The 21,177-nt window shown below is 58.1% G+C and carries 12 protein-coding genes; 6 read left to right on the forward strand and 6 right to left on the reverse strand.

Annotation, left to right across the window (positions count from 1 at the left end; all coding sequences use genetic code 11):
- Positions 1-48 precede the first annotated feature (48 nt).
- Positions 49-5,763 (forward strand): DUF4082 domain-containing protein, encoded by a 5,715-nt coding sequence (locus C1H84_RS14635; protein WP_113607802.1) that lies wholly within the window; start codon positions 49-51, stop codon positions 5,761-5,763.
- 131 nt (positions 5,764-5,894) lie between these two features.
- Here the strand turns inward: C1H84_RS14635 and C1H84_RS14640 are convergent, their stop codons facing one another.
- The 4 genes from C1H84_RS14640 to C1H84_RS14655 form a co-directional block, all read right to left on the reverse strand.
- Positions 5,895-6,926 carry a TolB-like translocation protein gene (locus C1H84_RS14640; RefSeq protein ID WP_113607803.1) on the reverse strand — a complete coding sequence of 344 codons (1,032 nt, stop codon included), beginning with the start codon at positions 6,924-6,926 and terminating at the stop codon, positions 5,895-5,897.
- Positions 6,926-8,242, reverse strand: a complete 1,317-nt coding sequence (locus C1H84_RS14645; protein WP_113607804.1) for an MFS transporter — start codon at positions 8,240-8,242, stop codon at positions 6,926-6,928. Before C1H84_RS14645 ends, C1H84_RS14640 begins: the two co-directional genes overlap by 1 nt.
- A 3-nt stretch (positions 8,243-8,245) precedes the next feature.
- Positions 8,246-8,986: a hypothetical protein gene (locus tag C1H84_RS18070; RefSeq protein WP_146956118.1), complete on the reverse strand. Its 741-nt coding sequence runs from the start codon at positions 8,984-8,986 to the stop codon at positions 8,246-8,248.
- A gap of 345 nt (positions 8,987-9,331) precedes the next feature.
- Positions 9,332-10,408, reverse strand: coding sequence for an acyltransferase family protein (locus C1H84_RS14655; RefSeq protein ID WP_113607805.1), 1,077 nt, complete (start codon positions 10,406-10,408; stop codon positions 9,332-9,334).
- A gap of 1,425 nt (positions 10,409-11,833) precedes the next feature.
- On the opposite strand from C1H84_RS14655, the gene C1H84_RS14660 reads away from it, so the two are divergent.
- From C1H84_RS14660 to C1H84_RS14680, 5 genes are all read left to right on the forward strand, one after another.
- Complete coding sequence (locus C1H84_RS14660) at positions 11,834-12,511, forward strand: acyltransferase (RefSeq protein WP_082123865.1); 678 nt, start codon at positions 11,834-11,836, stop codon at positions 12,509-12,511.
- A complete protein-coding gene (locus tag C1H84_RS14665) occupies positions 12,486-15,185 on the forward strand; it encodes a WecB/TagA/CpsF family glycosyltransferase (protein WP_113607806.1) in 2,700 nt (899 codons plus the stop codon). The genes C1H84_RS14660 and C1H84_RS14665 overlap by 26 nt, the downstream gene beginning before the upstream one ends.
- Positions 15,185-16,552, forward strand: a complete 1,368-nt coding sequence (locus C1H84_RS14670; RefSeq protein ID WP_146956121.1) for a hypothetical protein — start codon at positions 15,185-15,187, stop codon at positions 16,550-16,552. Before C1H84_RS14665 ends, C1H84_RS14670 begins: the two co-directional genes overlap by 1 nt.
- 297 nt (positions 16,553-16,849) lie before the next feature.
- On the forward strand, positions 16,850-18,235 hold the full coding sequence (locus tag C1H84_RS14675; RefSeq protein ID WP_181728158.1) for an O-antigen ligase family protein: 1,386 nt from the start codon (positions 16,850-16,852) through the stop codon (positions 18,233-18,235).
- Between the two features lie 65 nt (positions 18,236-18,300).
- Positions 18,301-19,056: a chain-length determining protein gene (locus tag C1H84_RS14680; protein ID WP_146956123.1), complete on the forward strand. Its 756-nt coding sequence runs from the start codon at positions 18,301-18,303 to the stop codon at positions 19,054-19,056.
- Between the two features lie 57 nt (positions 19,057-19,113).
- On the opposite strand, the gene C1H84_RS14685 is transcribed toward C1H84_RS14680, so the two are convergent.
- Both C1H84_RS14685 and C1H84_RS14690 read right to left on the reverse strand, forming a co-directional pair.
- Positions 19,114-20,001 carry a DUF6492 family protein gene (locus C1H84_RS14685; RefSeq protein ID WP_146956125.1) on the reverse strand — a complete coding sequence of 296 codons (888 nt, stop codon included), beginning with the start codon at positions 19,999-20,001 and terminating at the stop codon, positions 19,114-19,116.
- A gap of 70 nt (positions 20,002-20,071) precedes the next feature.
- On the reverse strand, positions 20,072-20,905 hold the full coding sequence (locus C1H84_RS14690; RefSeq protein ID WP_181728159.1) for a glycosyltransferase: 834 nt from the start codon (positions 20,903-20,905) through the stop codon (positions 20,072-20,074).
- Between the last annotated feature and the right edge of the window lie 272 nt (positions 20,906-21,177).

Here is a 21,177-nt window from a genome sequence, read left to right on the forward strand (position 1 = left end):
AAGACACTCAGCCGGACCGCGAGGATCGCCGCGGCGGCTTGTTCTGCGTTGGCACTGGTCGCCGTCGGATTGACGGCGGTTCCCGCAGTTGCGGTAACACCCGGTTGCGGCCCGGACGTCAACGCCATCGTCTGCGAAAACTCCAAAGCGGGGACGTCCTTCGACGAATGGGACATCGACGGTGCCGGGGACGACTCCATCCAGGGATTCGCCACCGACATCAGCGTCAACGTGGGCCAGCGCGTCGACTTCAAGATCGACACGGATGCCAGCGCCTACACCATAGACATCTACCGCACCGGTTGGTACCAGGGCCTGGGCGCCCGCAAGATTGCCTCGGTGCAACCTAGCGTTCCGCTCCCCCAACACCAGCGCGATTGCCGCACCGACGTCACCACGGAACTGACCGACTGCGGCACATGGGATGTCTCCGCGTCCTGGGACGTCCCGGCTGACGCCGTCTCCGGGGTGTACCTGGCCAAGCTCACGCGCAAGGACACCGGCGGATCCAGCCACATCACCTTCATCGTGCGCAACGAGGCAAGCACTTCCGACGTGCTGGTCCAGACCTCGGATCCCACCTGGCACGCCTACAACCTGTACGGCGGCTCGGATTTCTACTCCGGCGCGGACAACGGCCGAGCCTTCAAGCTCAGCTACAACCGGCCCTTCGCCACCCGGGCGGGCGTGGAGGCCCGCGACTTCTACTTCGGGGCCGAATACCCGCTGGTGCGCTTTCTGGAGCGCAACGGCTACGACGTCAGCTACTTCTCCGGCGTGGACACGGACCGGCACGGGCAGCTGCTGAAGAACCACAAGGTCTTCGTCTCCGTGGGACACGACGAATACTGGTCGGGCCAGCAGCGCAAGAACGTCGAGGACGCCCGGGACGCAGGCGTCAACTTGCAGTTCCTGACCGGCAACGAGGTGTACTGGCGCACCCGCTACGAGAAGTCGCCCACTGACCAGAAGGACTACCGCACGCTGGTCACCTACAAGGAAACCTGGGGCAACAACAAGATCGATCCGGCCACCGAATGGACCGGAACATGGCGCGACCCGCGCTTCGCCTCGACCGCCAACGGCGGCGGACTTCCGGAAAACGGACTGACCGGCACCGCCTACGTGGTCAACAGCGGGGATTTGCCAGTGACAGTGAATGCCGAGGAAGGCAAGATGCGCCTGTGGCGCGATACGCCGCTGAATGCGCAAAGCCCGGGCAGCAAAACCGAGCTTGCCCCGCACACCGTGGGCTACGAATCAAATGAAGATCTGCCCAACGGCTTCCGCCCGCCGGGATTGATCCACCTGTCCACCACCACTGGCCAGGTGCCCGAATACCTGCAGGACTTCGGCAATACCGTGGCCGCTGGCAATACCACCCACCATACGACCATGTACCGCGCGGCCAGCGGGGCACTGGTCTTCTCCACCGGCTCGGTGCAGTGGTCCTGGGGCCTGGACCAGTGGCATGACGGCAATGGCGCGCCGGCCGACTCCCGCATGCAGCAGGCCCAGGTCAACCTGCTCGCTGACATGGACAGCCTGCCGACCACCTTGATGAGCGGGCTGGTTATGCCCACCGCCCCCAAGGACACCACGGCGCCCACTGTCAACGTGACCACCGCGCCCACCGGATCGGTGCGCAACGGAGAGAAAATCACCGTCAAGGGCACAGCCAGCGACACCGGCGGCAGGGTCGCCGCCGTGGAGTACTCCTTCGACGGCGGAACCACCTGGAAGGCCGCCCAGGGATCGAGCAACTGGAGCTTCACCGCGGTGCAGGAAGGCAGCGGCGAGGAGCAGCTGCTGGTGCGCGCGGTGGACGACTCCGCGAACTATCCGCAGCAGGCCACCGAAGTGCCGCTGCAGATCACCGGGCCCTACAGCGTCTTCGGCCAACGGGTGCCGGACACCGCTGATGCCGGCGACTCGGCGGCAGTGGAACTGGGCCTGCGATTCACCGCGCAGACCGACGGGTACGTGACAGGGGTGCGCTTCTACAAGTCCAAGGCCAACACCGGCACGCACACCGGAACGCTGTGGTCGCTGAACGGCACCGAGCTGGCCACCGTGACGTTCTCCAACGAATCCGCCGAAGGCTGGCAGACCGCAAGCTTCGCCAAGCCGGTGGAAGCCCGGGCCGGAGACGAGTTCGTGGTCTCCTACCACGCGCCGAACGGGCACTACTCGGCGGTCACCCAGGACTTCGCCTACCGCGGATCCGAGGCGAACCCGATCGGCGCCGCCGGAGGCTTCGGGGTCCCGTCGGCAGGCCTGTTCACCAGCGGCACCGGCTTCCCCACACGTGACTGGGACCGGGCGAACTACTTCGTCGACGCGGTCTTCGAAACCGGGGAATCCATCAGCCTCAACGCCTACGGCCACTCCCCAATCGACACCGCGCGCAGCGTCCCGACCACCACACCCATCACGGCCACCCTGTCCAAGAAGGTGGATCCCGGGTCGGTCCAGATCACGCTGAAGGACGGCTCCAATACGGCAGTGCCGGGCAGCACCGCCTATGACGCGGCAACACGCAAGGCGGTTTTCACCCCGCAGGCGGAACTGTCCAAGGGCACCACCTACACGGCGCAGGTCACCGCCACCGATACCACCGGCAACGCGGTGAGCAGCGGAGGCACCTGGAGCTTCACCACGGTGCTTGCCACGCCGGCGGATCCCAACGACTGCCCGTGCGGCCTGTACCGGGATGCGGAAGTTCCCGCCGTGCCGGCCGTCAATGACGGCCAGCCGGTCACCCTGGGAACCCGCTTCTCCGCCACCGAAGACGGACAGCTGCTCGGACTGGAGTTCTACCGCAGCCCGGGTGAGACCGGAGCGCACACCGGATGGCTGTATTCCGCCACCGGACAGCAGCTCGCCGAAGCCACCTTCCCGGATGACTCGGCCGTCGGCTGGCAGTACGCCGCCTTCGACACCCCGGTGACCATCTCCGCGAACACCGAGTACGTGGCGGCCTACCGCAGCAACGGTATCTACCCGGTCTCCCCCGGTGCACTGGGCAGCCCGACGCAGGTCGGCCCGCTGCGCACCAGCGCTTCGGCAGGGCACTACACCTATGGCGACCAGTTCCCCAACGCGATGGTCTCCAGCAGCTACCTGGTGGACGTCCGCTTCCAGCCGAAGGGCAAACCAGTCAGCCTTGACCAGCGCACCCCGGCCAGCGGCGTCTTCGACGCCCCGGTCGACTCGCGGGTCACCGCGACCTTCAGCCAGCCGCTTCAGGCTGGGGCGCAACTGGAGGTCAGCTCCTCAGGCAACGCCATCGCCGGAACCACGGCGGTGTCGGAGGATGCGAAGAAACTGACCTTCACCCCTGCCGCGCCGCTGCCCGCGGCGAGCGTCATCACCGTCACGCCGAAGAACATCTCCGGTGTGGACACCGGTGCGGCGCAGATCCCTGCGTGGACCTTCCGCACCGCGGGCGGCGATGAGCAGCTGCGCACCTTCCTGGGCGCCCAGGAACCGGCAAACCTCGATCCGTCGGATTCCGCGGCGACTGAGCTTGGCATCAGGCTCACCAGCAGCCAGGACGTCGAGATCCAGGCGCTGCGCTACTACCAGGGTCCGCTGGGATACGGCGAGCACACCGGCAGCGTCTGGGATGCGCAGGGCAACCTGCTGGGCACCGCCCGCTTCCCGGCCACCACCGCCCAAGGATGGCAGACAGCGTTCCTGAGCACCCCGGTCACCTTGGCCGCGGGCGCCGAGTTCACGGTCTCCTACCAGGCACCCAAGGGCGGGTACGTTTTCACCGGAGCTGACTTCGCCAACGGCAAGTCCGATGGCATCCTGTCGCTGAAGGGCTTCAACGGCGTCTTCGGCTACGGCTCCGGGTCCATGCCAAGCAGTTCCTGGAACAACAGCAACTACTTCGCAGACCTGGTCTACCGAAGCCTCTCCGGCTCCGGGCAGCCCACCGAAACGCCATCCCCGAGCAGCTCGGCACCGAGCGACCTGAAGGTCACCTCCCGCAGCCCCGAAGCGCAGGCTTCATCGGTCCAGGCCACCTCTCCGGTGTCCGCCACGTTCAACCGCGCGGTGGCCGAGGGCTCGACCCTATCCCTGAAGCAGGGCGGAACTGCCGTGGGCGGTGCCGCGGCGCTGAACACCGAGCGGACCACGTTGACCTTCACCCCGCAGGCCCCGCTGCAGGCGGACACCGTCTACACCGTGGAATTCTCCATCAGCGGGGAACCCGAAGGCTTCGCCAACCCGTCCTCCTATTCATTCCGGACGGCCGCGGTGCCGGAGGATCCAGCGAACTGCCCGTGCGGACTGTTCGGCAACACCGAGACACCGACAGTCCCGGCGATAGACGACGGAACGCCGGTGACCCTGGGCACCAGGTTCTCCTCGGACGTCGAAGGAAAGCTGACCGGGCTTGAGTTCTACCGGAGCATCGGAGAAACCGGAACGCATACCGGCACGCTGTACTCGACCACGGGCGAGGTGCTGGCAACTGTCCAGTTCCCCGACTCCAACGTTTCCGGCTGGCAGTACGCCGCCTTCGAGACACCGGTGCAGATCCAGCCGAACAACGATTACGTGGCCGCCTACCGCAGCAACGGCATCTATCCGGCGACCCCGGGCAAGTTCGCTGCGGCAACGCAAACCGGGCACCTGAAGACCAGCGCGCAGGCCGGCCACTACACCTACGGCACAGGCTACCCAGCCGGCTCGGTAACCACCAGCTACCTGGTGGATGTCAGGTTTGTCCCGAAGGCCGAGCCGGTCACCGTCACCGAACGCAACCCGGAAGCCGGAGCCTCGAACATCGCCCTGGACAGCACGCTGAGCGCAACCTTCAGCCAGGCGCTGGAAAGCGGAGCCTCGCTGAAGGTCAGCGGCCCGGACGGCGAGATCCAGGGGACCTCGCAGCTGGGCCAGCAGGGCACCACCCTGACGTTCACCCCGGCGGCCGCCCTGCCGGAAAGCAGCGTGCTGACAGTGACGCCGCAGAACATCCGGGGAGTCGACTCCGCCGCGGCCTCCATCGCGCCCTGGACCGTCCACACCTCCGGTGCGGAGATCCAGCTGGACTCCTTCCTGGGAGACCAGGTCCCGCAGACGCTGGATCCGCAGGATACCGGCGAGGTTGAGCTGGGAATGCATCTGGAGGCTTCCGCGGACCTGACGGTCCACGCCATCCGCTACTACCGCGGCAGCACCGGAACCGGGGCATCCAGCGGAAGCCTATGGGACTCCCAAGGCAACCTGCTGGCCACCACGACCTTCGGGCCGGCCGCGGCTCCAGGCTGGTACACCGCCTACCTGAGCGCACCGGTGGCGATCAGCTCCGGCGAGCAGTTCACGGTCTCCTACCACGCGCCCAACGGCGGGTATGTCGTCACTGGTGCGGACTTCGCCAACGGGAAGAGCAACGCGGCGTTGAGCCTGTCGGGCAGCAACGGGTTGTACGCCTACGGCTCCGGCAGCAGGCCGACCAGCTCCTGGAACCACAGCAACTACTTCGCGGATCTGCTGTATTCGGTGACGCAGGCCCCGGCGGCCCGGAAAGCCGCGGGCGGCCCTGCCCCGGCGAAGCAGGACTCCGGTACGCCAGCCGAATCCCCGGCACCGGAGACAACGACGCCGTCTCAGACTGCCGCTTCCTCCGGGCCAGACCAGCCCTCGGAAACTGCCACACCCACCGCGGACGCCGATGAAACACCAACCCCGACGCCAAGCGACACGGACCACGCGGCGCAGCAGCCCTCCAGGCCACCTGAGGCTTGAGAGCAATAGGAGAACCGCAGACGCGGGCACACGGGTTGCAAAGGGAGCAGACGTCGAAAAACATGCGTGGCCGGGGAGAAACATTTCTCCCCGGCCACGCATTCTTTTGTCCCGCCCCTGGCGCCGCCAGGCTAACCGGCCGTTCGCACGACCGATGGCGACCATGCGTGCTCGATGAGCACTTCGGGTTCTGCCTCCGCACGGGCATCAATGACGTAGACGTCGCTGTCGCCCAATTCTCCGGCCCGCGGAACACCGTAGAGCAGCCGGTCGTTGTCCAGCCATTCAAGCTGGTCGTCGAATCCGTCACGCAAGCCGATGATCGTTTCCTTGCCGGTTTTCAGATCAAGCACAGCGATGTCCCAATGCACCGTCGCTCCCAAACCGGTGCGTTTCTTGTAGGCGACACGGCTCCGGTCCGGGGATACCGAAGGGCACTCGGCGTTCTCGATGACCGACGTCAAGGTCTTGGCGGAGAAACTCCCCCTCATCAGCCAGGTTTTGCCTCCGGAGGCGACGGTCACGTAGAACTCGTTTTCGGAGACGAAGCTGACACCCCAGACGTTGCGGTCCACGGCAGTGAGCTCCTCGCCGTCAACCATCATGGTGAAGTCTTCAAGGTTTCCATACCCGGTGCCGTCGGCCCTGGTCACCGTGGTCTCGGTGGAAAAGCTCCCGGCCGCGTAGGAATGACCTGTCACGAATGACGTGGTCGCCACCAGCCCGCCGTCAGAAATACGGGTGCGGCTCGGGATGCCCGGAAGCGGCAGGGTTTCAACAAGATTTCCCTCAGCGTCGAGCACGTCGTTCTCGAAGGTCGTGGGGATTCCACGGCGTGTCTTCATGCATGACACCAGCCCCGCGCGCTCGGCCACCCGGTCGCAGGAGATGTCCGTCAAGGCACGCTGGCCTGACGGCGCATTCAGGGCAACGGCGGCCATTGAACCGTAGCCCTCGCCCGGGGCGGTATTGCGGAAAACGATGCGGTCACCTTCCGGCATGGAATCGCGCAGTGCAGCCGCCGAGGCGCCGCTTGTGCGTTCCTGGTAGCGCTGGAAGGCCTGCACGCTGTAGACGCCGGCAGCACCGAGCACCAGCACCGCAATGACTATCAGGACCAATGTCCTCTTTTTTCCTAGGCCCTTGGGCTCCGTATCGCTCATCAGTTCTCTTCAGCTGGCTGGGAGGATTTTCCGAGCAAAAGATACCAAGCCAGCGGGACTACGAGCAAAAGCAGGGCTGCGGCGCCGAGCAGGGCGAGGTTCGCCCCGAACAACACCCACAGCACGCCGAAGCCCGTGGCGGACAGCAAGCGGGCCACGGCCACCACCGTCTGCGCAGCGCCGATGCCAGTGGACACCGACCCCTCCGGCGACAGCTGGCCAGCCAGGGCCGCCAGCACGCCGTCGGTCGCCGCGTAGAACAGCCCCAGCGCCGCCAGCGCCGAAACGATGAAGATCAGCGATCCTCCCCCGCTGGCGCACAGGTACGCGAGAGCCAAGGCGAGATGGCCCAAGACGAATACCGCGGCCCGGGACGTCCGGTCTGCGAGCTTGCCCAGCGGGATTGCCAGTAGCAGGAACACCAGGTTTGAACCGACGAATAGCAGCGGGAACCAGAAGTAGTCCATCGTCCCGTGCGCCATCAGCGCCAGGTATACGAAACCGTCGCCGACCGTCAGCAGTCCGAGCAAGCCGGCGGCGCACAGCATCCTGCCCATCCGCCCGCGGGACAGCATCCGCAGCATCGGCTTGAATTTCAGCGCCCGGATGCTCCGTCCCGGCTCCTCCGCCGTAGCAGCCGGCGAGTTGTGGGCCTGCGCTGCAGGAAGCGGCTTCGCTCCCAGCTTGCGATTGGGCACTACCAGCACGAGTACCGCAACACCGAGAATCGCCACGGCCAATGACAGTACGAAGACCGCCCGGTATCCGTCCGGTACCAGGAGCAGGACGACAAATGCCAGCATCGGACCCACCGTGGCTCCAATGGTGTCCAGCAGCCGGTGCAGGCCGAAGGAGCGCGCCAAATGCTCGGGCTGGGAGGCCTGCTGGATCATTGCATCGCGCGGTGCCGTGCGGATGCCCTTGCCCACGCGGTCCACGCCGATCACCGCCGCGATGCCGGCGAAGCCCGTGGCAAACAGCAGACCGACACGGGCCACCATTGACAGCCCGTAACCTGCGACAGCTACCGGTTTGGGCCGGCTGGTCTGGTCAGCGGCGTAACCGGCGGCGATGCGGACCAGCGCGCTGGCCGACTGGTTCAGGCCTTCGAAAAATCCATAGGCAATCATGGACAGTCCCAGTGCACCGGTGATGTACATGGGAAGGATGGCAGCGACGGATTCCGAGGAGATGTCGGTCAGCATGCTCACGATGCCCAGGGCAATGACCGTCGGAGAGGCCTTGAACGCCACCTGGGCGGCCCGCGAAGTGTTGGACGCCTTGTTGCTTCTCCAATCCGAGAGGCTCAGATACATTCCCTAGTCCTCGACCTTGAAAACGCCGGCGGCGTTGATTTCGGTCAGTCCTGTGGGCAGCTGGTGCAGCGTCACCGTGGCCGTGTCCTGACCGAATCCCGCCTGCAACCGGGTGCTCCCGTCAGCGTCGGTACTGGTGCTCGCCAGCCACTGGAGATCCTTGAAGTGCGACTCGTAGAACGCGAGGACGTCCTCTACGCTCTGCTTGCTTCGCCCCTGCACTCCAACCATGACCATCGAAGACTGCACGGATACCGAAGACTTCTCTACATCGGAAGATTGTGGCAAAGGAAGCGCTTTTTTGGGGAATCCCTTAGTCAGTTTCCCTTCTGCGGTGGCGGCTTTTGGCGCCTTTTTCAAGACGTCCGTGCGTGGTTCAGTTGAAGGTAAGCCACTTGGTGACGGCGACGACTCAGCCTTGATTTCCAATCGCCTGTCCGGCGCGCTCGGCTTCGGATCCCAACTAGGCCTCGTCGGCTGTGCCTGAGGATCTACTGCAAGACTGTCTTTGTCAGACTGATTGCCGTCTGCAGATGAGGTCGGAGCAGCAGTTGTATTCGTCTGCGGTGTTTGCGAAACCTGAGGTGATTCATCGGCTGCTTTGTCGCTTGATTGCCCGTCCGGAGAAATTTGATCCGTCTGGTCCGATGCTTTGCTATTGCCGGCCTGATTTAGCCCGTAACCGACGCCAAAAAGTAGCGCCGCGATTGCAAGCATGACGATGATAATTGTCCTGATTTTCATTTTTCCCCCAACGTTACCCCTTCCCCCAAGAAGGCACGATAACTCCCACAATCAAGCTTATGACAGTGTCACCGTCTGGCATAGCACCTGTGCGAATTCAGCGCTCATGTCCGACCAAGACCAGCCGTATCAACTGATGTCTGGGGACCGCTGACTCCAAAATTTCTCGCCGGCCAGCCACCTTTGCCGATTTCGAGCAGGCTGGCGTTGGCTACGGCGGAAGTTTGGAGCGCGGCGTTGGGACAAGATGAGTCGGGCCGGAGCACATTCTCTATCGTGTTCGATTCGATTCACCTTGCTTCCGGCAAATTTGCGGACGTGCCGCTTCGGGCCGCGTCTTACACTCTACGAATTTTCAGCGGCAGCCGATAGGGCCTTACGCTCGGCTTTGGTGTAGAAGCGATCCTTGAGTTTAAGACATGGTTTTTCCATCCATGCATAGGAAGCGGCCGGAACAGCTAGGCAGAGTACCGCCTTGGCTGCCAACGCTCCTGGTGAGGATCCGAGAAAAGCCAACGCGCCAATAAGAGGTAAGTTCCACAAGTAAATCCCATAGGAACGTTGCCCCACCCAAACCATGGGTTTACTACTTAAGAATCGATGTACAACACCGCGAGTTCGTTGTGCGGCCCAAACAACAATGACCAATCCCAATAGCGGAATTAGAATGATTCCACCTCTTGAGTAGACATTGACAGGAATCCGGCCGTCCACGAAGGCAAAACCGACAAGCACCACGGCGCTCCCCAGAGCCACAACGGATGGAATCTTAACTTGCATTCGATTAAGAAGAAGGGCTGCTGCACACCCAACGAGGAGTTGCCCGGCACGAGTATCCGGCGCGTAATACAGCCGATCTTGACTCCAACCGGCCGTCAAGAACATGATGACCGGATAGACGAGCACAAGGCCAAGCATGGTGAAAGCGACCCAGCGCCATTGCTTGGGCAACTTGAATCCAAGAACCAGCAAGATCGGCCATACAAGATAGAAATGTTCTTCGACGCTGAGTGACCAAGTGGGAAGCATCGAGCCAAGATCGGCCGCGTGGTTGGCGGCGATCCATGAAGACGAATAAGTGATTGCGGCAGCCGTCCCGACAAGCGATTCATGAGCTTGAGGAATTCCGGGCACCAACCAATAGATCAGCGCCCAGACTGATGCAACTAAGAAGAGTGCTGGGAACAATCGCAGAGCACGACGAAGATAGAAGTTCTTGAAACTAAACGCTCCCGAACGCATGATTTCGGCGCTGATGATCTGAGTAATCAAAAATCCGCTGAGCACGAAAAATACATCAACGCCTATATAGCCGCCTGGTAACAAGGTCGTGCGCGCGTGAAATACAACGACAGCCAAGACGGCTAATGCCCGTAGACCGTCAGCTGAGGCAAGTACTTCATTTTTAGAGGCGCTGCAGATTCGCTAGCATCTTTTTCCACAGCTGCCTCGACCTCCAGATTCCGGCAATTCTGATTCATCTGATCAATATGGATAGAACCTTGCATTTGACCACTTGAGACACTGTCAGGCGTCATCATCTTCTTTTTTGGAAGCCACACAAAATTCCTCATCAAAACCCTAAGCGATATTTTTGGGGTCGAATCAGCAACTTCGCGATTCGATTTAAAGACAATTCTTGCACCACACTATCGACCGCTACTTGAACACACAAACAATCTTCCATAAATTACAAAAAATGAATCGCTTAGAATGCCCGCAAATGAGCAGATATGGACCTGTGGAGTCTCGGCCAATTGTTCACAAAATTAAAGATGGATCAATTCGCGAGACTGAGGTGAACTATAACACTTTCTTGTACTCTAAAAATACTCAGACAAGCGCGATTTCGTCCTCTATTTGCACCGGTAATAGAGGAGCTTCTTTCCCCGACTATTATAAGAAACTATCCATAGCCGTATCAAAAATTTGGCTCCTCCGACTTCGCTTGGTCAATCAGCTGAGACGCAACTTTGATTTTCTTAATGCTCAGGTCACAACAACTTGAGAAATCATCCCCGAATTCATTTTCATATCCAGCTGCAAATCAACCTTCCATTCCTCAGATCCGGACCATTCCGATGGCGCCAAACCTCATCGGCCTACACCCTGCGGTTCGCTTTAACTCGCGACTAGTGGAAGGCCGATGGTGGTCCAACTCATTCCCAGTCGACGAGAACACACACGCGGCTTCGGCCTTGCCCCAGCTCGGATACGTTGCGCAGGCTCACTCGCTTAAGTCCTACTCAAACTCAACTTTTCGTCGTCTTTGACGGATAACGAGGGGCCACCAGCCCAAGGGCCTGGCTGACGAGTTTGCCGCACGTTGCTTGGGAGGCCATACACGCAATGTCGACATTTCGATGATGCGAAAGAAGCGACCCTTGATTAGAAGTTCTAGTTTTGGATTCGCGAATGTTATGGCTGTGCATCCGTGCCGCCTTTTGATGAGCATCAGACACAGGCATCCAGAAAATTGGAGATTCATTTATAAAGAAGGGCCGAATGTTGTTACTGCGCTCCACCCGTATATCTGAAAATGGCGCCAGGCGATTCCGCGTCGCTCCGTACCCAGAGTTCTCACGGGTTTAGCTTCCGATTTCGCGTTGCCGATCAGTCACTTGAAATTCTAAGTAATTGAACCATAACCATTGGGAAGCACACTTGCAACCACTTGAAAAACACTGCAATCATCCTGTCGAAGTTCTCGAATAGCACCGGAAGCAACCACGTTGCCTTGCCTGGCCACATTCGAAAAACTAATCTCGACCTTGTCAACGGTCAGCCAGCTGAGCGAACCGTTCTGACCGCTCCTATCTATTTGGAGCGTCATTTCTTGGGGGAAAAATGACTCATATTGAACGCAGCGCCGATGTTTCCGAGCTGTCGGAAATCGGTGAAAATACTAATGTCTGGCATCTGGCGCAGGTCCGAGAAGGTGCGGTTGTAGGACAGGGCTGCAACATTGGACGCGGCGCATACATTGGTCCAGGTGTGACCGTAGGCGACAACTGCAAAATCCAGAACTATGCCTTGGTCTATGAACCCGCACAGTTGGCCGATGGAGTCTTCATCGGCCCGGCTGTGACGCTCACCAACGACTTGAATCCGCGGGCCGTCAATCCCGACGGCACCGCCAAGTCGCATGATGACTGGGACGCAGTAGCGGTAGTAGTGGAAACAGGAGCAGCAATTGGCGCCCGAGCCGTTTGTGTGGCGCCGGTAAGAATTGGGGCATGGTCCACTATCGCGGCCGGAGCCGTGGTCGTAAAAGATGTTCCCGCACATGCACTGGTTGCCGGAGTGCCAGCTAAGCAAATCGGCTGGGTCGGCAAAGCCGGCTACAAGCTCGTGGAAACCTCACCCGGGCTCTGGGTCTGTCCTAAAACAGACGAGTCCTATCGACTAGCAGGCGGCGTCCTGGCAGAGTGCCCAGAGGACGATTCTGCGAACCTACAGCAACCAATTCAAAATCGCTCGCATCACCTTGAGGTGTCCAATGAATCACCTGCATCCACGCATTAAATTGTCGGGCATCGTCGTTGACCTCATGGATCAAAGCGAAGCCGTTCAACATATCATTAACCATGCTTCAGACCCGCAAGACAGCGCTCTTTCTGTGGTTTCAGCCAACCTGGACCATATCGTGCAATTCGGGCATGGCAGCCGCTGGGATGGCAGTATCGGCCATTCACTAAATCCGACATTCCCACTGCGGGATACAGACACCCTGCAAGATCCGAAGGCAATGTCTTGGTTGACCCTGCTTGATGGTGCTCCTTTGGTTAAGCGATCACGCCAGCTCACGGGACGACAGTGGCCCCGTCTGGCGGGCAGCGATCTCATCGGCCCGATTCTTGACGAAGCAGAATCCAAGAAGTTGTCAGTAGGGTTCTTGGGAGGCTCGCCGCATGTACAGCAGCAGCTTGCGCATCAGCTGGCAGAACAGCGACCCGATCTAGAGGTCACAGGATTCTGGGCGCCGGATCGCAAAGACCTTCAAGACCACGAATACAGCGTTTCGCTCGCGGCGCAGATCAAGGATTCGAAGACCGATATTCTCGTCGTTGGACTAGGCAAGCCTCGACAGGAACTTTGGATGGCTTCCTACGGATCATCAACCGGGGCCAAGGTGCTCCTAGCCTTTGGCGCAGTCGTTGATTTTCTTGCTGGCGCCGTCAAGCGAGCTCCATCTTGGGTTGCTCTGAACGGTATGGAATGGGCTTGGCGCCTTGCCTTGGAACCAAAGCGGCTCTCGCAGCGCTACCTCTTGCACAACCCTCCTGGACTTGCCATGATCAGACAGGATGGAAGCATGTTGGCAGCTTCAGGGCCGGTTCCAATGCCCACAAACTATGCAGTCGCGCCTGTGCGTGGACTCAAAGCGTTCGGCCGCTTTGTCGGACCCGACGCGCATGCGGATGTCACCGTCTTGGCTGTTACTTATAACAATGCAGATTCCGTGGAAGCACTGATAGCAAGCCTGCGCGAGCAGGCGCTGACGTTGGATCTGCGTGTCATCGTCGCAGACAACGGCTCCACAGATGAAACCGTTGCGATGCTGGGCACTTATCCAGATGTGATCTGCGTGCCGACCGGTGCCAATCTGGGCTACGCTGGCGGGATCAATCATATCCGGGGGCTTTCCGGAGATTGCGACGCCGTACTGGTCCTCAACCCGGATCTGACCGTAAATCCGGGGGCGATTTCCGCCATGCTTCGAAGGATGCAGCTGTCGGGTGCAGGCATCGTCGTTCCGCGCTTACTTCAACCAAACGGCGAAACATACGTTTCACTGCGCAGGGAACCTACGATCACGCGCGCAGTGGGTGACGCGTTCTTTGGTGAGCGTTTTTCGCAGCGCCCAGGCTGGGCCTCGGAAATCGATTTTGATCGCGAAAGTTACGAGCATCCACACCGAGTGGAATGGGCAACTGGCGCAGCCGTTATGGTGGAGCGCAGGCTTCATGAACTGCTTGGTGCCTGGGATGAACAGTTTTTCCTATATTCCGAGGAGACTGACTACTTCAGACGTGCCAGAGAAGAGGGCGCGCAATGCTGGTACGAGCCAAAAGCTGTCATGATGCATCAAATGGGTGGATCTGGGTCTTCCACAGCACTGAACGCCCTTATGGCAGTGAACCGAGTGAAGTACGTTCGAAAACATCATTCGGCGCGCTTCGCCCAGCTGTATCTGCAAATTGTCCGTTTACACGAGTTGCTGCGCATTACGCGCCCTGCCCACCGCGGCATCTATCGAATCGTGGCCAACGAACGACTGTGGGATAGTCTTCCTGCAGCAGAGACCGATTCAGTAGAACTGGGTCATTTTCCGTTCGGAAGCATAATTATCCCGGCGCACAACGAGTCTGATGTTATACGTCAGACGCTGATGCCGCTTGCTGAATTGGCGGAGCTCAATTTGGTAAAGGTCGTTGTCGCCTGCAATGGATGCACCGACAACACCGCTCAAATTGCCAGGTCCTTCAAGGGAGTGGAGGTTCTTGAAACTGAAGTACCGTCAAAGGTCTTTGCGCTGAACCTGGCCGAAGAAGCCGCCGGAGACTGCTTTCCTCGGCTTTACCTTGATGCTGACATCGTTATCACTCCGTCGGCTTTACGAACGACCTTTGAACACCTTGGGGCGGAAGCAACACTATCTGCGCGACCTGCGTTCGAATACGATTCGAAGAACGCAAGCCCGCTGGTGCGTTCCTTCTACCGTGCCAGGCGGCGTATTCCCTCCACCAGCACGGCGCTGTGGGGGGCCGGGGCCTATGCCCTGAGCCGCAACGGCCGTTCCCGTTTCGCGGAGTTCCCGAGCTTGACAGCAGATGACCTCTACATCGACGAATTGTTCTCGGCCGAAGAGAAAGCCATCTTGCCTACCATTCCCGTCCGCGTTCAGACACCGCGTAACGTGTCCTCTTTGCTTCGGGTCTTGACTCGGAACTACAGGGGCCAACGCGAGGCAAAGAAAGACAAAGACGTACGAAACGAAAGTTCACGACGCACTCTAAGTGAATTGGTCTCCAGCGTCAGTGGTTTTCAGTCACTAGGCGATGCCTGCACCTATGCGTCCTTGGTTTTGATTGCCCGTCGCCGGGCAAAGGCACTGGAAGCGACGGTAGCGCCCCTCTGGGAACGGGACGATTCAAGCCGCACGCAGGCACAAAGCATCGACAAGCAGGGTACCTGATGACAATTCGCCGACGTATTCACACCAGCGGAATTCTGGCCCTGTCGCTGATTCTCGCCGGGTGCAGCAGTGCACCCGGCGAACAACCTGTGAAGTTGAATGCGGAGCCGAATAAACAAGTCAAAGAAAAGGTGTTCGAATCAACGGGTGTTCCTACACCTGAGGAATCGACAGTGCTCAAGACGGTACCTGTCGACGGTGCGAAATCATCAACCGAAAAAATCAAGCACCCGTTGCCCACCTCTGATGGATTCTTTCCCTTGGGTGTATGGTTCGCCACCGCTGTGGAGCCCGCAGATATTCAACGGGATAAGGAGATGGGGCTGAATACCTATGTCGAGTTGACCGGGAGCTCAGATGTCGACGCTATTCGAAGCGCAGGCATGATCGCATTCACCAGCTCAACAGTTCCTGAAGCCAATGGGTTCGTTCTCCCCGACGAAGTGGATATGTGGGGACGCGGCGGAGATGCCAAATGGACCGGCAATTCTCCAGGTGAGGGAACTATTTGTGACCCCGCCGAGCAGGCCTGCGGATTTACAATTTTGGAGGAACTCGGCAAGAAAAAATCTCCTGGGCAGATTGACTACGTCAATTACGGCAAGGGTGTCACTTTCTGGGAATCTGCGGAAACGGCTACGCGATTCGTCAGCGACTTCGGCGACATCGTCTCGGCCGACAATTACTGGTTCACGGATACGAACATCTGCGGCGCATCGGAAGGCGGGACGTTGCTTCCAGAGCAACGGGATCTAAGCACCGAAGAATGCAGAAAGGCTTCAAACTACGGTTGGACCATCGATCGACTACGCGATTTGGTCAGGCCTCAAGGGTCGAAGCCCGTGTGGGCCTTCGTCGAAGTAGGTCATCCTGCGGGTGAAGAACAAAGTCCAACTATCAAGCCAGAACAGATCGAGGCAGCCGTATGGAGCAGCATTGTTCATGGCGCCAGAGGAGTCGTCTACTTCAACCATAGTTTTGGAGGGAGCTGCGCCTCTCACAATGTTCTGCGGGACTGCGGCGACGAGCCGAAAGCGACTGTAACTGCACTCAACCAGCGAATTTCAGAACTGGCGCCAGTTCTAAACGCCCCAACGGTGGAATCAGGAGTCTCGGTGACAGGAAATGTCGATGCTCTGGTCAAGTTGAAAGGCAAGAAACTATACATCCTGTTGACGGCGACATCATCTGGTAATCAAGAATATGAGGTGCACGTCCCATGTATCGACGAAGGAACTGCGGTAAAGAGCTTCGCCAAGAAACAAGTTCCAATCTCAGGTGGCAAATTTGCCGATGTCCTGACATCGCATGACCAGCTGGCAGTATTTAGCATTGACGCATCAACCTGCAAGACCACGTCCGGATAGGCAGGCAAGCGTCGATGCACGAAAGGTACACGAGATTCTCGGGTAATGCAGTCGTTTCTGCAAATAACCGCTTCCGGCTTTGCCGGATCAAGGATATCGTGTACTTATAGGGGGAAAAATTGGGGAAAATATGTTGTATAAACGTGTGTTCAAACGCAGTTTTGGGGACTGCGGAGCAATGTCCAGTCATGTATCGGCAGCATGTCTTGTACATAGCTGCTGCCAGACATGACTAAGCCGGGGATCCGTCCGGAATCGAAAGACTCGCACAACACAGTAGCAATATCTAAAGTCCATATGGCCGAAAAACTGATACGTGGCAGTATCACGCAAACTTCGGATGATGGCCGTGGATACTACTTGTTGAAGATCGCATTGTTCTCGATCTTCGCCATTCCGTCAAGCATGGTGTTGGAACCAATTGGTGCGTCTGGATCAGTCCCGATGTTGCTCGCGTTGTCGTTGTCTGCAGTCTGGTTCGCTTCAAGTATTTTCGGACTCCATAACCCACTGGAAGATAAACATCCAGGGCGTTTCGCTTTGGGAGCGCTGGTGATAGCAACGTGCCTATCCTATGTTGCGATGTTTTCCGGTTGGACAGGCGGTAGCAATATCACCACGCGGGCAGCCGCTGATCGCTGGTTGCTCCTAATCGCAGCAAGCGCTGGATTGATGCTGACAGTTACCCATGCTGCGCGTTCTGTTGACGGAATTTTGCGAATCGTACGCCCGTTCATAGCTGGCGCTGTAGTCTGCTCAGTCATTGCGGCCATTCAGTTTACGTTGCGAATCAATCCAGTGGAATGGATCCAGCAGGCTATGCCCGGATTCACCTACAACGGTGGGGATACGACTTTTCAGGTTCGCGGAACTTTTCTTCGTGTTGCCGGCACCACTTTTACATCAATTGAGCTGGCAGTTGTCTCTGCGATGGTGCTTCCTCTTGCAATCTGGCGGGCGTTATACGATCCCAAAGGTAGCAAAATGCTTCACTGGCTAGGTTGCGCACTGCTGACGTTCTCGATGGTGGCAACTGTCTCCCGATCGAGCATTCTCGGCCTAGTAGTCTCCCTTCTCATCTTCTTTCCTTTCCTGCCGGCACTTGCCCGAAAATGGGCAACCTTAATTATTCCTGTGGTTGGAGCGCTCGTATTTCTCACGATACCGGGAATGGTGACCACACTGACAGGATCTCTATTCTCTGGAACATCTGACCCTTCCATCAGCACACGAACCGATAATTATCCTCGTGTTGCTCGGATGATCGACGCAAATCCTGTATTGGGGTTAGGCCCTGGCAACTACATACCGGACTTCGCCATCTACTTCCTTGACAATCAGTATTTGAGTGCCGCAGTGACGTTGGGCTTAGTCGGGATGGTAGCCACAATCATGTACTTCGCTGTGCCGGCAGTCTCCACGGCTGTTGCCGCCTGTTCGCTGAAAGACCCAGCGCTCAAATGCTTTGCCGGTGCCGTAACTGCGGGAATTTCAGTGGGCGCTGCGTGTTCGCTAACCTTTGACTCCCTCTCATTTCCGGTTTTCGCCTTGGCATTCCCGGTCTTGTCGGGACTTGGTGGAGTTGCTTGGAATTTGGCCCGCGGAAGACCGTCGCACAAACACAAACTCAGTGGTGCAACAACTTCTACTAAAAAACACAATCGCAGAAAGGTGGGTACCTAATCATGGATCCGCTAGCCGTCCTTAAGACACTTTGGACTTACAAGTTTTGGGTACTGCCTGTACTCATGATTACCATCGCCTCGGGCGTCTATGTCTACCAATTCGGCCCTCGGTCCTACGAATCGAGCATGAGCGTTGCGGTAGTAAATCCAACATTGCCTAGCGAGCGAGAGTTGGAAAAGAATCCAGCCCTGGCGAAATTGAACAAGGACAATCCATACTTGCGTTCATCGGATCCGTCTTTGATCACCGATGTCATGGTTACCCAGCTGAAATCAGCCAGCACGGCGGCTGAAATTGAAGCTGCCGGCCTTGGACCGGAGTATGTGGTGGGCCAGGGCGTGAATAGCAACGGGTTCGTCATCGATATTTCTGGCGTGGCCAGTACCCCGGAGAATGCTGTCGCAACTGCGGTGGCGCTAGGTAAACATCTAGAAAAGAATTTGTACGATGCCCAGAAGATCAACGGGGCTGATGACATGTATCTCTTTACGTCGCTGACTGTGGTCGCTCCAGAGAAACCTACCGAACAGTTTTCAAGCAGGCTACGTTCGGTCATCGTAGTGTTCATCGGCGGCGCCGTTCTCATGCTGACAAGCGTCTCGCTGGGTGTGGCGGTCAAGAAGGCTCGGCTTAGAAAACAGGCTCGCAAGTCCTCTTCTAAGCACAACGGTTCGGACGCGAATGCTGCAGATGCAACTGATGATGCCTCCTCGCACGCGGCTGCTGAACAACCAGATACATCGCAGGAAAACAAGACGGTCGCCCAAGGGCCAGTTCTGGTTCCTGTTGAACGCACACGCAGGATTAGTTCAAGATAGCCAAAAAACCTGCCGGAAATACCCTGAGGTATTTCCGGCAGGTTTTCGTTTCGGAACCTAACCGTGGAACTCTGTGAAAGCCTGACGTCGAACTTCCGAAGGCGTGTTGGACCTAGCCGAAATCATGACTGCAAGATGCTCGCCTCGCACGCCCCTTAGGAATTCCTTCATCCCTTCCTGGTCCAACGGTACTTCGTCCCAATAATTGTGAACCTGGCTAGCATCCGTAGTCAGTAGTGGTTCTGCCTGATCATGGAAGTGTTCTGCGTATACGCCATAGAGCATCATTTCTGAGAAGTGCAGGTTGCGCCCGATTGCGGTGGCCCAATGCTCGCCCGTGGTAATTTCTATGTGTTCCAGCAAATTGGAGACCATTTTTGGCTCCCACAAGCAAGGACACGTTATGTAGTCGGGAAGAGGGCAGGGCCCAGGGTCTTCGAGGCCCAAAAGTCGATGAGAGACTTGATGCCAGATAACGTGCCTCTGCATGTCTTCGGTCACTCCTCCCCTGCGCCGGAACAAGGGGGCTTCCCCCTCATGCGTGTAGCTGTCTGTCGTGACAGGGTTGATGAAGACAATGTCTGAATCGATCAACAGCGCCAAGTCTGCAGCCAAAGAAGCCACGTAGCCCAGCTTCACCAGTTGTTGCACGATCCATCCTCGTAGAGGAGGGAACGGACGAGCCAAATTGATCCAAAGGTTCGCACCGGGAATCCTGAAAATATTCTTGGGAAGAAGGCTATCCACCCCGATAATTTTCGTTCGTTCATTGGCCATGTCGGCGAAAAGGTTCAAATCGCGATTGGGCACGAGGATATGGTGTTCGATGTCAGGTGAACAATACTTCATGACAGAAGCATTGAGGTCACGACAAAGTTCCGCATCTGGGCGATAGCTGGGTGTCACAACCACCATGGTCTTTTTGGGTCTGGTTGAATCAGTCATCTTAACCCCTCGCTTTCTACCGGGTCGATAATCGGGATTGACCGAAGAATCGGCCAGCCTTGATAAGAAACTACGGTTCCTTAATTGTCGATACGCTCTTCAACGTGCCTTGAGCTTCTCCGTGTTCCGATGGTGTATTACCAACGGGCGAATGGCCAATCAGTTCGGAGAACTGGCGGGCCCGTTGGCGCCAGCTATGGTTCTTGGCGAAATTGCGCCGTTGTTCTTCCTCGGCCATGTCCCACGAAGCGTCCAAAAGTTCGAGCGTACGCCCGACAAATGAAGCAGTGTCTTTTGCCCCGTAGATTTGGTCGCATTGCAGCCAATCCACAGCTGGTGAAGAGGTAGCCACAACAGGGACTCCGGCGGCCAGATATTCCAGGGTCTTGAGCGGAAAACTCGATCGATTGAATTCGGTATCAGCGTATGGAGTGATACCCACACTGACTCTTGCGAGATACTGCTGGAGCTCGGTAGAAGAAACCGCGCCGACCCATTGGACATTCTCGGATTCCAAAAATCTCGTCAGCTTCGAACCAAAGGCTTTGTCAGTATCGGTGCGCGGTCCAGCCACGAGTATACGAACGCCGCTAAGCTGTAGCTGCTCAAGAATTTCGAGATCCAGTCTCTCGTTCAGTTGCCCAAACAGGCCTATTTCCCGGCGACGGCGCACTTCACCCCGTGGAGATATTTCGGGGCATCCATTGGGAAAGACAATTCCCCTCGAAAATGATGCGGTCTTATTCAGGCTCTCCAGAAGTACCGGGGTAACAGCAGCGACAACATCTGCCGCGCTAAGGTTCCGGGCAACGATTTTTCGCATGTATTGCTGCGAGAATCCAGTCAGGTGTGCGCTGCTTAGCCAGTCATCGGTGACGTAGAAGATTCGTTGTCCAGTGTTCACGGATGGAAACCGGGCTATCGGAAAAGCTACGACTGTTGCAATGGGACTGCGCCCCATCGTCCGCAAGGCAGTCTGAATATTTCGTTGGAGTATCCAACTAGTAATTCTTCGTATTACAGGTCTGGTAATACCAGGCAAAGTGTAGATGGGCAGGCGCCAAACTCGCGGCTGAACTTGCTTGATCTCTTGAGAGGCAATAGCACCCTTTGGGAGTCGCACCGGTGGGTCAACCCAAATTACGTCAAAGTGCTCTGCAAGCTCGTCAACAAGTC

It is taken from the genome of Glutamicibacter soli, assembly GCF_003309065.1.
Classification (GTDB): domain Bacteria; phylum Actinomycetota; class Actinomycetes; order Actinomycetales; family Micrococcaceae; genus Glutamicibacter; species Glutamicibacter soli.